Below are 13,378 nucleotides of genomic sequence, written 5' to 3' on the forward strand. Positions count from 1 at the left end.
GATGCGAGACTTCGGCCTCAATATCCGAAAATGTAATAAGAGGCCACCATGTCTGCAGTACTGCCGGTTACACAACCGGTACCGTTCGAAGCCAGGAAGAGGGCGCCGTACCGGGTGATGCCGGGCTTTAAGCTCTCGCTGGGCTTCACGATCTTCTACCTGACGCTGATCGTGCTGATTCCGCTGTCGGCGCTGTTCCTCAAGACTTTCACGATGACGTGGGAAGGTTTCTGGAGCGCCGTCACGTCCGAGCGCGTGATGGCCTCTTACCGCTTGACGTTCGGCGCCTCGCTGATCGGCGCCACGATCAACGTGATCTTCGGCGGTATCGTCGCGTGGGTGCTGGTGCGCTACCGCTTTCCCGGCAAGCGCTTCATCGATGCGCTGGTCGACCTGCCGTTCGCGTTGCCGACGGCGGTTGCCGGCATCACGCTGACGGCACTGTACTCATCGAACGGCTGGATCGGCCAGTTCGTCGAGGGCACGCTGGGCATCAAGGTGGCCTTCACGCCGATCGGCGTGGTGCTGGCCCTCACGTTCATCGGCCTGCCGTTCGTGGTGCGCACGGTGCAGCCGGTGCTGGAAGACGCCGAGCGCGAGCTGGAAGAAGCCGCCGCGTCGCTGGGCGCATCGTCCTGGCAGACGTTCACCAAGGTGGTGTTCCCCACCGTGATGCCGTCGCTGGTGACGGGCTTTGCGCTCGCGTTCGCGCGCGCCACCGGCGAATACGGCTCGGTGATCTTCATTGCCGGCAACATGCCGATGGTGTCCGAGATCACGCCGCTGTTCATCATCACCAAGCTGGAACAATACGACTACGCGGGCGCCACGGCGATTGCCGTCGTGATGCTCGTCGTGTCGTTCCTGATGCTGTTGGGTATCAACATGTTGCAGGCCTGGGCCCGCGGAAAGTCGGGTAAATAAGCATGAGTGGAACTTCCCATCGGGGCGAACTGCCCTCCGTCTCCGAACTGCTGGAACCACGCTGGGTACGCTATGCGCTGATCACCGTCGCGCTGGCGTTCCTCACGCTGTTCCTGTTCGTGCCGCTGATCGCCGTGTTCGCCGAGGCGCTGAAGAAGGGCACCGAGGTCTATTTCGAGGCGATCCGCGAGGAAGACGCGATCGCCGCCATCAAGCTGACCCTGATCACGGCCGCCATCGCGGTGCCGCTGAACCTCGTGTTCGGCGTGGCCGCTTCGTGGGCCATCGCCAAGTTCGAGTTCCGCGGCAAGAGCCTGCTGCTGACATTGATCGACCTGCCGTTTTCCGTGTCGCCGGTGATCTCCGGCCTGATCTACGTGCTGCTGTTCGGCGCGCAAGGCTGGTTCGGCCCGTGGCTGGCCGAGCACGACATCAAGATCCTGTTCGCCGTGCCCGGCATCGTCATCGCGACCATCTTCATCACGTTCCCGTTCGTGGCGCGCGAGCTGATTCCGCTGATGCAGGCGCAGGGCAGCGAGGAAGAGGAAGCGGCCGTGGTGCTGGGGGCCTCCGGCCTGCAGACCTTCTTCCGCGTAACGCTTCCCAACATCAAGTGGGGCCTGCTGTATGGCGTGATCCTGTGTAATGCCCGCGCCATGGGCGAGTTCGGCGCCGTGTCGGTCGTCTCCGGCCATATCCGCGGCGAGACCAACACGATGCCGCTGCAGGTCGAGATCCTCTACAACGAATACAACTTCGTCGCGGCCTTCGCCGTTGCCTCGCTGCTGGCACTGCTCGCACTGGTGACGCTGGCGCTGAAATCCTTCATCGAGTGGCGCCTGCACGAATCGCGCAATGCCGATGGGAACGACAACTAATGGACAATCAAGGCGGGAGCAACACATGACCATCGCAGTCAAGAACATCAACAAGCGCTTTGGCAATTTCGTGGCGCTGAACAACGTGTCGCTGGATTTCCCGGCCGGCGAGCTGACCGCGCTGCTGGGCCCTTCCGGCTGCGGCAAGACCACGCTGCTGCGCTGTATCGCCGGCCTGGAACACCCGGATTCCGGCCAGGTGCTGCTCGACGGCGAGGATGCCTCCGACCGCCACGTGCGCGAGCGCCAGGTGGGCTTCGTGTTCCAGCATTACGCGCTGTTCAAGCACATGACCGTGTTCGAGAACGTGGCATTCGGCCTGCGCGTGAAGCAGCGTAGCGAGCGCCCCTCCGAAGACCAGATCCGCCGCAAGGTGAAGGACCTGCTGGAGCTGGTGCAGCTCGATTGGCTGGCCGACCGCTATCCGCCGCAGCTCTCCGGCGGCCAGCGCCAGCGCATCGCGCTGGCGCGTGCCCTGGCGGTCGAACCCCGTGTCCTGCTGCTCGATGAGCCGTTCGGCGCGCTGGACGCGAAGGTGCGCAAGGAACTGCGCCGCTGGCTGCGCCGCCTGCACGATGACCTGCACGTATCGTCCATCTTCGTCACGCACGACCAGGAAGAGGCGCTCGAAGTGGCGGACCAGGTGGTGCTGATGAACAAGGGCACCGTCGAGCAGATCGGCACGCCGGACGAGGTGTACAACCACCCGGCCTCGCCGTTCGTGTACGGCTTCCTGGGCAACGTGAACGTGTTCCATGGCCGTGTGCACGAAGGCGTGCTGGCCGACGCGGACGTGCAGCTCGACGTGCCGGCCCATACCGGCGTGCGCGATGGCAAAGGCACCGCCTACGTGCGTCCGCACGAGATGGAAGTGGACCGTTATGTCAGCGGTGCCGAAGGCATCGTCGTCAAGCTGCGCCGCGCGCATGCGATCGGCCCGCTGGCCCAGCTGGACCTGGAACGCACCGACAATGCCCAGCTGATCGAGGCCACGATTTCCAATGAGCGGTTCCAGAACCTGGGACTGAAAGAGGGTGAAACCCTGGTGGTGCGTCCCAAGCGCCTGCGCGTATTCGTCGATGAAGGAGCTTCCATATGAATTTCCAGCAACTGCGCTCCATCCGTGAAGCGGCCCGCCGCAACTACAACCTGACCGAAGTGGCCAATGCGCTGTTCACGTCGCAGCCCGGCGTGAGCCGCCAGATCCGCGAGCTGGAGGACGAACTGGGCGTGGTCATCTTCGAGCGCAACGGCAAGCGCCTGACGGGCCTGACCGAGCCGGGCAAGGGCATCCTGAAGATCATCGACCGCCTGCTGATCGAGGCCGAGAACCTGCAGCACGCCAGCATGGAATACAAGGGCCAGAGCACCGGCACGCTGACGGTCGCGGCCACGCACACGCAGGCGCGCTACGCGCTGCCGCGCGCCGTGTCGCACTTCCGCAAGACGTTCCCGGATGTGCGGATCGCGCTGCAACAGAGTTCGCCCGAGCACATCGCCGAATGGGTGTTGTCCGGCAAGGCCGATATCGGTATCGCTACCGAAGGCCTGTCGCAGTTCCCCGACCTGGTGTCGTTCCCATGCTACCGCTGGAGCCACCTGATCGTGGTGCCGGACGACCACCCGCTGCTGACGCGCACGCCGGTGCGGCTGGAAGACCTGGCCGAGTTCCAGCTGATCACCTATGACGTCGGCTTCACGGGCCGCGGCCACATCGACGATGCGTTCGACAAGGCCGGCGTGCGGCCGGACATCGTGCTGACGGCGATGGACTCCGACGTGATCAAGCAGTACGTGGCGCTGGGCCTCGGCGTGGGGCTGGTGGCGTCGATGGCGTTCGACCATGGCCGCGACAAGGGCCTGCGGGCGATCGAGGCCTCGCACCTGTTCGCCGCCAACACCACGCGGCTGGCCGTGCGGCGCGGGGCTTACCTGCGGCAGTATGCCTACGAATTCATTTCGCAGTTCGCTCCGGAGCTCAAGCGCGGCGATATCGAGCAGGCGCTGCTGGGGGCCGAGGCGGCTTAGGTTTCCCGTTTCTGCAATCGAGCCCGGCTTTTGCCGGGTTTTTTTTGCCCGTTCGCCGCCAGCCGGCGCCGGCGAGGCACTGATGGAGGCACCGGTGTCGGACATTATTTTCTGGGCGAATCAGCCAGAAAATAGTGTCGGACACCGGTTTTCTCTGGATGCAACGGCAATGCATGGGAAAACCGGTGTCGGACAAATTTTCCGGGAAAGGCATCCGGAAAAATTGTCCGACACCAGGCCGCGACGATGCCGAAGCTGTGCGCGATCCAAAAAAAATCCCGCCATCAGGCGGGATTTTCGTTGAAGCAGCCAGCCTTACCAGCTGTACCCCACCTTCGCATAGAAGAACCGCCCGTTGAAACCGGCCGGCGAGAAGTTCGAGTACGGATAGATACCGTTCGTGTTCAGGTTGCCGGCGGTGGTGGTCTTGTCCGGATAGCTGTCGGTCAGGTTGTCGACGCCGGCGGTGACGCGCCAGTTGGTGGCGAGGCGCACGGTGGCGGAGACGTCCAGCACCCATTGCCGGCCGTATTCCTGGTCCAGCGCCGCGTTGTTCTGCGGGACGGTGAACTTGCCGTACTGCGTGGCCAGCGCGCGGGCGCTCCAGCCGTCGGCCGTGTAGTCGGCGCCCAGGCTGAACTTGTCCTTCGGCGAGCCGACCGTATTGCGCTGCACCGTCTGGCGGTCGATCAGAAGCAGGTTGTTCGCGGTGAGGATCGCCGGATTGGCGGCCACGTTCTCGACGGTCGTCTTGTTGTGGTTGTACGCGGCGGTGAAGTCCACGCGGTCGCGGTTGGCCAGGTTCAGGCGGTACGTGCTCACCAAGTCCACGCCGGTGGTCTTCGTGTCGATCGCGTTGGTGAAATAGCGGCCGGCGCCCACCTGCACGCCCTGCGCGGCCAGCGTGTTGCGCAGCGCCTGCGGCAGCGTCATGTTGGCAGACAGCGCGATGCGGTCGTCCACGAAGATGCGGTACACGTCCACCGTGGTGTTGAAGTTGCGCACCGGCGACCACTGCACGCCGACGCCGAAGTTGCGCGCCTTTTCGGCCTTCAGCGGCGTGGCGCCCAGCGCCTGCGCGGCACTGCTGCCCACGGCGAACGTGCCCGTTTCGATCGACCTGTTCTCGCCGTTGACGACGCCGAAGTTGGTGGTGGTGATCGTGTAGAACTGCTGCGCCAGCGACGGGGCACGGAAGCCCGACGACGCGGTGCCGCGCACCGAGACCTGGTCGTTGAACGCGTAGCGCGCCGAAGCCTTGGCCGACGTGGTGCTGCCGAAATCGGTGTAGTGCTCGTAGCGGGCCGCCAGCGCGCCGGACAGCTTCGGCGTCACCTGCGCTTCCAGGTTCACGTAGGCCGACTGGTTGCTGCGGCTGTTCTTGCCCGCGTTGACGGGGCGGAAGCCCGAGAAGCCCTGCGAACCGGAACCCGTATAGGAGGCGGCGTCGCCGGCATCGATCTCGTATTCCTCGTGGCGGATTTCCAGGCCCGTGGCCACCGTCAGCGGGCCGGAGAAGGCGGCTACGGGGATCTCGCGAGCGAGGTCGAAGTTGGCGACGGATTGCGTGTTGGTCAGCTTGCCAAGGTGGAAGTGGGTGGGGCTTTGCGCGGCCAGGCTCTGGTTGACGGTATTGTCGATGTCGAGCCAGAAGCTGTTGCGGCCCCAGTCCAGGCTCGCATCCCAGCGCCAGCCGCCCAGGTCGCCGCGCACGCCGGCCACGATCGACGAATCGGTCGACGTGCTGTTCTGCAGCGGGAGGAAGCCTTGCGGGAACAGCGGGGTGCGTTGCACATAGCGCACCGGCGGCGTCACGCCGTTCACGGCAGGGTCCTGCACGGCGACGAGCGCGGTGCGCCATGTGGCGGCAGCCTCGCTGTCACGCTCGCCATACTGGCCGAACGCATAGAAATCCGTGTTCTCGCCCAGCTGGTACTGGGTGTTGAAGAACACGTTGCGCGGCTTGGTATCCGAATCGCCGTAGCGCTGCGTGACCTGGCCATTCAACGGCTCGAGCGCATTGCGGCTGTCGGCGCCGGCGCGGTTGGTCGGGTTGCGGTCCGCGCCTTCGGCGGCCAGGCGCAGCCAGCCCTTGTCGCCCAGCGCGAAGCCGGCCGACGCCTTCAGCGAAATCTGTTCGCCGTCGCCTTCCCCGTACCAGCCGGTGCCCACTTCGACGTCGCCGCCGTTCGGGCCTTTTTTCAGGATGATGTTGACGACACCGGCGATCGCATCGGAACCGTATTGCGCGGAAGCGCCGTCGCGCAGCACCTCGATATGGTCGATCGCGGCCAGCGGGATCGCGTTCAGGTCCACCGGCGCCGAACCGCGGCCGGCGGTGCCGTTGACATTGACGACGGCCGACGTATGGCGGCGCTTGCCGTTCACCAAGACCAGCGTCTGGTCCGGCGCCAGGCCGCGCAATTGCGCGGGGCGCACCGCGTCGGATGCATCCGCGCCGGATGGGCGCGGGAAGTTCATCGACGGCAGCAGGCGGGAAAGCACGGTGGCCAGCTCGGTCGAGCCGGTGGCCTGCAGTTCCTTCGCGCCGATGATGTCGATCGGCGATTCCGAATCGGCCGTACGGCGGTTTTTCGCATACGTGCCGGTGACGACGACGGTCTGCAGTTCTTCGGCGGGGGCTTGCTGTTGCTGCTGTGCGCTGGCCGGGGCGGTGACTGTTGCCACGGCGGCGGCGATCAGGGTGAGGACGAAAGGAGACTGGCGAAGGCGTGTGCTCATCGTTTTATTATTGGCGAGTTGACGATCACACTATATTAATCGCCGGGCCTCATGACACGAACGATTGAGAAGCGGTTTGCTTATGCTTCAGGTGCATAAGCGGTGCTGGCGAAAACCGGTGCCGGGCACCTTTTCCGGGTGAAGCATCCGGAAAAGGAGTCCGACACCAGGTATTCGGCGGCCCGGGTCCGGCAGGCGCCAGGGGCTTACTGGCCCGGGTTGGGCAGGCTGGCGTGGATCACGTCGATCCCTTCGAGCACGTGCTGCGGCAGCTTCACCGCGTAGGCGTCGATGTTTTCCTTCAGCTGTGCCAGCGTGGTGGCGCCGATGATGGTCGAGCCCACGAACCAGCGCGAGTAGCACCAGGCCAGCGCCATCTGCGCGGGCGTGATGCCGTTGTCGCGCGCCAGCTTCGTGTACTGCGCCACGGCCGACAGCACGCCCGGCCGCAGGTAGCGCGGGCTCCAGGTGGGCGGGAAGATCGTCAGGCGGCCGTGGGCTTTCGGGTCGTCCAGGTACTTCGCCGTCAGCTGGCCGAACGCCAGCGGGCTGTAGGCCAGCAGCGTCACGTCTTCGCGGAAGCAGGTCTCGTCCAGGAAGCTCGTCTCGTAGTGGCGCGCGGTCAGGTTGTACAGGTTCTGGATCGTGGCGATGCGCGGCAATCCCTTGATTTCCGATTGCTTGATGAATTCGGAAATGCCCCAGCTCGATTCGTTCGACACGCCGATGTGGCGGATCTTGCCCTCGTCGACCAGCTTGCCCAGCGCGGCCAGCGTGTCCTCGATGGCCACCGAGGCGCGCTCGTTTTCCGGATTGAACGCGCTGGCGCCGAAGATCGGCACGTTGCGGCTCGGCCAGTGCAGCTGGTACAGGTCGATGTAATCGGTCTGCAGGCGCTGCAGGCTGGTCTCCACGGCGGCGCGCAGGTTCTGCTCGTCGAAGTTCTGCTGCCCGCCGCGCAACCAGTGGATGCCCGGGTTCGGGCCGGCCGCCTTGGTGGCCAGCACCACGTTTTCACGCTTGCCGCTCCGCTTCAGCCAGGTGCCGATGTGGCGCTCGGTGGAGCCTTGCGTTTCCGCGCTCGGCTGCACCGGATACATCTCTGCCGTGTCGATGAAGTTGATGCCCCGTTCGAGCGCGTAGTCGAGCTGGCTGTGCGCATCGGCTTCGGTGTTCTGCTGGCCCCATGTCATCGTGCCGAGGCAGATTTTCGTGACGTCGACATCGGTACGGCCCAGTTTGATCTTTTCCATGAAACTCCTCAAAGTTTGCGAATGGCGTCCGCGCAGTCGCGAACCAGGGCAGGGCCCGCGTAAATCAGTCCGCTGTACAGTTGCACGAGTTGCGCGCCGGCGTCGATCTTAACCTTTGCGTCGGAACCGCGCATGATGCCCCCCACGCCGATGATCGGCAGCGCATCGCCCAGCTCCGCCTTCAGCAGGCGGATCACGCGGTTCGACGGCTCGAATACCGGCGAGCCGGAAAGCCCGCCGGCTTCGGCGCCGTGCTGCATGCCTTCGACGGCGGTGCGCGACAGCGTGGTGTTCGTGGCGATCACGCCGTCGATGCGGTGGCGCACCAGCGCGTCGGCGATGTTCTTCACCTGGTCCTCATCCATGTCCGGCGCGATCTTCAGCGCCAGCGGCACGTAGCGCTTGTGCTGGTCGGCCAGGCGCTGTTGCGCATCCTTCAGCTGCGCCAGCAGGCCATCGAGCTCGGAACCGCCCTGCAGCTGGCGCAGGTTCTTCGTGTTCGGCGACGAGATATTCACCGTCACGTAGCTGGCGTACGGATAGACCTTCTGCAGGCAGTGCAGGTAGTCGTCCGCCGCGCGCTCGATCGGCGTATCGGCGTTCTTGCCGATGTTCAGGCCCAGCACGCCTTCCTTCTTCTGGTAGAAACGCGAGGACTGCACGTTGGCCACGAACGCATCCACGCCGCCGTTGTTGAAACCCATGCGGTTGATGATGCCGTGCGCGGCGGGCAGGCGGAACATGCGCGGCTTCGGGTTGCCGGGCTGGGCGCGCGGCGTCACGGTGCCGATCTCGATCGAGCCGAAGCCCAGGTCGGCCAGCGCGTCGATATAGGTGCCGTCCTTGTCCAGGCCGGCGGCCAGGCCGACCGGGTTCTTGAACAGCACGCCCATCACGGTGCGGGGATCGGCTTTCGGCGCCTGCACGACCGCGCGCATCAGGCCGAGTTTCGACAGGCGTTTCAGGTTGTCGAGGGTGAAATGGTGCGCTGATTCGGCGTCCATCGTAAACAGCGCCGGACGCGCGAGGGAATACAGGAATTTGTCGGACATGGGGGCGGGGAGGAACAGCGCGACGGATCGCGCGGAAAGAGGTAAAAGGTCGGGGACGGCGTCGGAAAATGCGTTGCCCGATATTCTACATGGCCTGCCGGTCTGCCGGCTTGCCGAGCTTTACGTCACTTCGGCCGCCGGCCTGCCCCACCGGCCAGCGGGCCTCACGCCACTTCGCGCGGCATGACAGCCCAAACGCCCTTGCGGCGCGCCTCCAGCGGCTGGAACTTGATCTTGTAGCTCATCTTCGGGCTTTCCTCGATCCAGTAGCCCAGGTACACGTAGGGCAGGCCCAGTTCGCGCGCCTGCTGGATCTGCCACATCACGTTGTAGGTGCCGAACGAGGCGGCCGGCAGATCCGGGTCGAAAAAGGTGTAGACGGACGACAGCCCGTCTGACAGCACGTCGATGATCGAGACCATGCGCAGCGTGCCGTCCGGCTCGCGGAACTCGACGAGGCGCGTATTGACGCGGCTTTGCAGCAGGAACTGCGCGTACTGGTCGCGGCTGTCCTGGTCCATGCCGCCGCCGGCATGGCGCGTGCTTTGATAGCGCAGGTACAGCGCGTAATGCTCGTCCGAGAACGACAGCGTGGCCACGCCGGTACGCAGGTTGCCGTGCCGGGCCCACGCGCGTCGCTGGCCGCGCGTGGGCGTGAATTCGTCGGCCACCACGCGCACGGGAACGCAAGCCTGGCAACCATCGCAGTAGGGGCGGTAGGTAAAGATCCCGCTGCGGCGGAAACCGTTGCGCACCAGTTCGGAATACACGTCCGCGTTGATCAGGTGCGAAGGCGTGGCGACCTGGGAGCGGGCCTGGCGTGTTTCCAGGTAACTGCAGGGATAGGGCGCGGTGGTATAGAACTGGAGCGCGGCAAAGGGAAGGTCGTTCAGCTGCGTCATGCAGAACCTGTCGAGGGATTGGCGGTTATGCATATCATAGCGCGTTCGCGAAAAACGCAGTGTGCGCAGGCACACCAACCTCGGCGGCCGGCCCCGCTGATCGGCCCGGCCGCCGTCAACCGCCGGCAACCACCGGCGGTACCGGCTGCCAGTCGCGGATACGGGGCCTGGCGATGGCCCGTTTCAGGTGCTCGAGGAACGCGCTGCGCGCAATGGGACGCGCGCCCAGCGAGGCCAGGTGGCCGGTTTCCTGCTGGCAGTCGATCATCTTCACGCCATGCAGTTTCAAAAAATGCACGAGGTAGGCCAGCGCCACCTTCGAGGCGTCCGAGACGCGGGCGAACATCGATTCGCCATAGAACATCTGGCCGATCGACACGCCGTAGGCGCCGCCCACCAGTTCGCCATCGAGCCACACCTCGGCCGAATGGGCGAAACCGAGCGCGTGCAGGCCGGTATAGCCGCGGATGATGTCTTCCGAGATCCACGTACCGGGGCCATCGCGGCGCGGCGAGGCACATGCGCGCATCACCTGCTCGAAGTCGCTGTCGAAGCGCACCTGCCAGCGGCCGTCCGTGCGCGCGCTCTTTTCCACTTTTTTCAGCGTCTTGACCAGGCTGGCGGACAGTTTGAACTCGTCCGTATGCAGCACCATGCGCGGGTCGGTGCTCCACCACAGGATCGGCTGGCCTTCCGAAAACCACGGGAAGATGCCGCGCTGGTAAGCGGCCAGCAGGCGTTCGGGCGACAGGTCGCCGCCGGCCGCCAGCAATCCGGGCGCCTCGGTGGTCAGCGCTTCGGATACGTCAGGGAAGGGAGTCTGGGCGCCGAGCCAGGGAATCATGAGTCGCTGCGCATGGGCCGCGTAATGTCCTGCGTGTGGAAGCCATAGCTGCCGCCTTCGAGTACTTTCGCGCGGTCGGCGAAGAAGCATTCCAGCGTGGTGCGGATCGTGGGGAACGCCAGGTCGTTCCACGGGATCTCGCTTTCCGTGAACATCTGCACTTCCAGGCTTTCCTCGCCGGGCGCGAAATCCAGGTCGCGCAGCCTGGCCAGGTAGAACAGGTGCACCTGGTGCACGTGCTTCACGTTGAGCAGCGTGAAGAGCTTGCCCAGTTCGATGTTGGCGCCTGCTTCCTCTTCCGTTTCGCGCTGCGCCGCATCGGCCGTGGTTTCATTGTTTTCCATGAAGCCGGCCGGCAGCGTCCAGTAGCCGTAGCGCGGCTCGATCGCCCGTTTGCAGAGCAAGACTTGCAGCTCGCCGTCGCGCTCCCATACCGGGATCGAGCCGATCACCATTTTCGGATTCTGGTAGTGGATCGTCGCGCACTGCGGGCAGACGTAGCGGGGGCGGTTGTCGCCGGCCGGGACCATCAGCTCGACCGGGTGGGCACATTCGGAGCAGAATTTCATACAGGGCAGGTAGCGGTTGTCGTTTGCCTACTTTACACCGTTTGCGTGCCAGCGCGGTACTGCCGGCAGCAGGTTGCGCGCCGCTGCTGGCGGATATATCGGATCTATCATCTGGAAAACGAGGATTGATATTGCCTAAATCGGCGAAAGGGCCTATAATTCATTTCATCAGACGCGGGGTGGAGCAGTCTGGCAGCTCGTCGGGCTCATAACCCGAAGGTCACAGGTTCAAATCCTGTCCCCGCAACCAGAATTCAAGAAAGCCGCCATCGGTAACACGATGGCGGCTTTTTTACTTTGTAATTTTTCTTTTCCACGCACGATTTCCTCCGCATCAATCTATATACTTGCCATTTCATAAACCATGGTGGCTTGCATGTATGCAGGAACGCGCGGCGTTTATTCTCCGGCCGGATTGGCGCTGGCGCTGGTGCTGGTCCTGCACGCGGTCCTTTTTTATTTCCTGCTGCGGGATCAACCCGCCATGGAAAACCTTCCCACCGTTCGCTATTCCCGGCTGGTTTTCATCAGCCCGCCGCCTCCAAAACAGGCTGTGGAATCCCCCATGCAGCCACGTCAATCTCCTGTTAATACCCGGCCGGAGCGGCGCATTGCCGCCGGGTCGCCGGTTCCAGTCGGTGCCCCATCCCCTGCCGACGCCACAGCGCCACCTGTCACGCAAGCCGATCCATTTGAAGAACCCGCCCGTATCGATATCGACAGTATGGTCAGGCAGGCCGGCAAGGCCGACCGGGAAACCCGCTCCGACAAGGAAATGCGGGGTTATGGTCCGGCAGCCGACTCGATGGAAGCCGTAATGACGCGTGCATTCACGGCCGCAAAACTGGCGGTACCGCTGAAATGGTATGAAGCGGCCCGGATTGAATTGTTCAGCGCGCCGAACGACAGAAAGCGGATTTACCAGATCACGACAGCGTTCGGCACTTATTGCCTTTTCTACCGCGACTACATCAATGAGCCGAGCGATCCGCCACGTATTTCGTCATGTCCGAGGCGTTTTGGCCCCGGTGCCAAGTAGTTCATGCTGGAATCTGGCTTGATCGGGCCAGAATCCAGCATGAAAAAGACGATTTGACTTGGTCAGGCGTGCTGCTGGACCATTCGCAGCCAGGCAATCATCTCATCCGTCATGCCACGCGCGATCTGCAGGACAGATTCGTTCGCCATTGCAGCCTGGAAGCGGCCAAGCGTTTCCGGATTATCTCCGACCATGTCGTGGAATAACTCATGCTTGAGCCGGGCCAGTTTTCTTGAATCCGGCATATTGCCCTCCGGGTCGGCCTTGATTTGGGCGCGGATCGATTCGAATAATGCGAACCATTCCTTGCCGCGCGAACGCTGGTGGCGGCGCATGCGTTCCACTTCCGCCGGCAGCAAGTATTTGGCCCAGGCGTCGAGTTTCAATTCGCCGATTATTTCGGCAATGTAGTCACGCATGGCCGGGCTGATACCGGTGCTTTGCTGGATGGCTGGCTCATTCACATGCATCGCATCGAGACGGGCCATCAGCGAAGCATTGCCGCCGGTATCGCGTTCGAGCATCGTGATCCAGCGCAAGCCCAGCCGTTTTGCCTCCAGGCTCGTCGGCAATGTTTTGTCGGCCATGATGATTCCCACCTCGGCAACCAGTGCATCCCATTCTGCGCGGCAGTCATCGTCGTGCACCATGCGCAGATTGGCCAGTTCTTCCTTGGAAAAGTATTTCTCGTACATTTTCATTTGCTCCAGTATGGTCAGCCATTCAGCCAGTTCCGGTTGTTCGCCCCGTGCGAGCTGCGTATGCAAGCCCAGCAAATGCGCATGCATGCGCGCCGCTTCATCGATCTGATGTTGCAGCGCGGCCAGCTGGCGCTCGACGATTGCGAGTGCGGAGGTGCCGGAATTGGCCAGGAAATGTCCGATGTCGGCCAGTGGCATGCCGAGTTGACGCAGCGCCTGGACCTGCTGCAGGCGCGCCACATCGTCGCGGTCATAGAGCCGGTAGCCGGCATCGGTACGGACCGAAGGGCGGAGCAGCCCGATATCGTCGTAATGGTGGAGGGCGCGGACCGTAAGGCCCGCATGTTTCGCCAGTTGTCCAATCTTCAGCATCGTCAGCTCCTCTTCGGTAAGGCCATCGTGAAGCCTGACGTTGCGTTAGGGTCAAGCAAATTCCTGGTCAAGCA

At 63.7% G+C, this 13,378-nt stretch carries 12 protein-coding genes and 1 tRNA gene; 6 read left to right on the forward strand and 7 right to left on the reverse strand.

What is annotated here, in order from left to right; all coding sequences use genetic code 11:
* The first annotated feature begins 48 nt into the window (after positions 1-48).
* Genes cysT through GJV26_RS19570 form a run of 4 tightly spaced genes read left to right on the forward strand, consistent with a single transcriptional unit; the run spans position 49 to position 3,830 of the window.
* Positions 49-924, forward strand: coding sequence for a sulfate ABC transporter permease subunit CysT (gene cysT, locus GJV26_RS19555; protein WP_155710427.1), 876 nt, complete (start codon positions 49-51; stop codon positions 922-924).
* Positions 925-926: 2 nt separating this feature from the next.
* Positions 927-1,802, forward strand: coding sequence for a sulfate ABC transporter permease subunit CysW (gene cysW, locus GJV26_RS19560; RefSeq protein WP_155710428.1), 876 nt, complete (start codon positions 927-929; stop codon positions 1,800-1,802).
* Between the two features lie 25 nt (positions 1,803-1,827).
* Complete coding sequence (locus tag GJV26_RS19565) at positions 1,828-2,901, forward strand: sulfate/molybdate ABC transporter ATP-binding protein (protein WP_155710429.1); 1,074 nt, start codon at positions 1,828-1,830, stop codon at positions 2,899-2,901.
* Complete coding sequence (locus tag GJV26_RS19570; protein WP_155710430.1) at positions 2,898-3,830, forward strand: CysB family HTH-type transcriptional regulator; 933 nt, start codon at positions 2,898-2,900, stop codon at positions 3,828-3,830. The genes GJV26_RS19565 and GJV26_RS19570 overlap by 4 nt, the downstream gene beginning before the upstream one ends.
* 315 nt (positions 3,831-4,145) lie before the next feature.
* Here the strand turns inward: GJV26_RS19570 and GJV26_RS19575 are convergent, their stop codons facing one another.
* The 6 genes from GJV26_RS19575 to GJV26_RS19600 all read right to left on the reverse strand — a co-directional run bounded on the left by GJV26_RS19575 (position 4,146) and on the right by GJV26_RS19600 (position 11,192).
* Positions 4,146-6,572, reverse strand: a complete 2,427-nt coding sequence (locus tag GJV26_RS19575) for a TonB-dependent receptor plug domain-containing protein (protein WP_155710431.1) — start codon at positions 6,570-6,572, stop codon at positions 4,146-4,148.
* 206 nt (positions 6,573-6,778) lie between these two features.
* Positions 6,779-7,825, reverse strand: coding sequence for an aldo/keto reductase (locus tag GJV26_RS19580; RefSeq protein WP_155710432.1), 1,047 nt, complete (start codon positions 7,823-7,825; stop codon positions 6,779-6,781).
* An 8-nt stretch (positions 7,826-7,833) separates the two neighbouring features.
* Entirely contained in the window at positions 7,834-8,877 is a 1,044-nt protein-coding gene (locus GJV26_RS19585; RefSeq protein ID WP_155710433.1) for a quinone-dependent dihydroorotate dehydrogenase, read from the reverse strand.
* A gap of 164 nt (positions 8,878-9,041) precedes the next feature.
* Positions 9,042-9,779, reverse strand: coding sequence for an arginyltransferase (locus tag GJV26_RS19590; RefSeq protein WP_155712597.1), 738 nt, complete (start codon positions 9,777-9,779; stop codon positions 9,042-9,044).
* Between the two features lie 115 nt (positions 9,780-9,894).
* Complete coding sequence (aat, locus tag GJV26_RS19595; protein ID WP_155710434.1) at positions 9,895-10,623, reverse strand: leucyl/phenylalanyl-tRNA--protein transferase; 729 nt, start codon at positions 10,621-10,623, stop codon at positions 9,895-9,897.
* On the reverse strand, positions 10,620-11,192 hold the full coding sequence (locus GJV26_RS19600; RefSeq protein ID WP_155710435.1) for an NUDIX hydrolase: 573 nt from the start codon (positions 11,190-11,192) through the stop codon (positions 10,620-10,622). Before GJV26_RS19600 ends, aat begins: the two co-directional genes overlap by 4 nt.
* A gap of 173 nt (positions 11,193-11,365) precedes the next feature.
* Here GJV26_RS19600 and GJV26_RS19605 point away from each other — a divergent pair.
* Together GJV26_RS19605 and GJV26_RS19610 are read left to right on the forward strand one after the other, a co-directional pair.
* Positions 11,366-11,442 (forward strand) — tRNA-Met (locus GJV26_RS19605).
* 126 nt (positions 11,443-11,568) lie between these two features.
* Positions 11,569-12,231: a hypothetical protein gene (locus GJV26_RS19610; protein WP_155710436.1), complete on the forward strand. Its 663-nt coding sequence runs from the start codon at positions 11,569-11,571 to the stop codon at positions 12,229-12,231.
* Between the two features lie 62 nt (positions 12,232-12,293).
* On the opposite strand, the gene GJV26_RS19615 is transcribed toward GJV26_RS19610, so the two are convergent.
* Positions 12,294-13,304: a MerR family transcriptional regulator gene (locus tag GJV26_RS19615; RefSeq protein ID WP_155710437.1), complete on the reverse strand. Its 1,011-nt coding sequence runs from the start codon at positions 13,302-13,304 to the stop codon at positions 12,294-12,296.
* Positions 13,305-13,378: the final 74 nt, after the last annotated feature.

This window comes from Pseudoduganella dura, from assembly GCF_009727155.1.
Classification (GTDB): Bacteria; Pseudomonadota; Gammaproteobacteria; order Burkholderiales; family Burkholderiaceae_D; genus Rugamonas; species Rugamonas dura.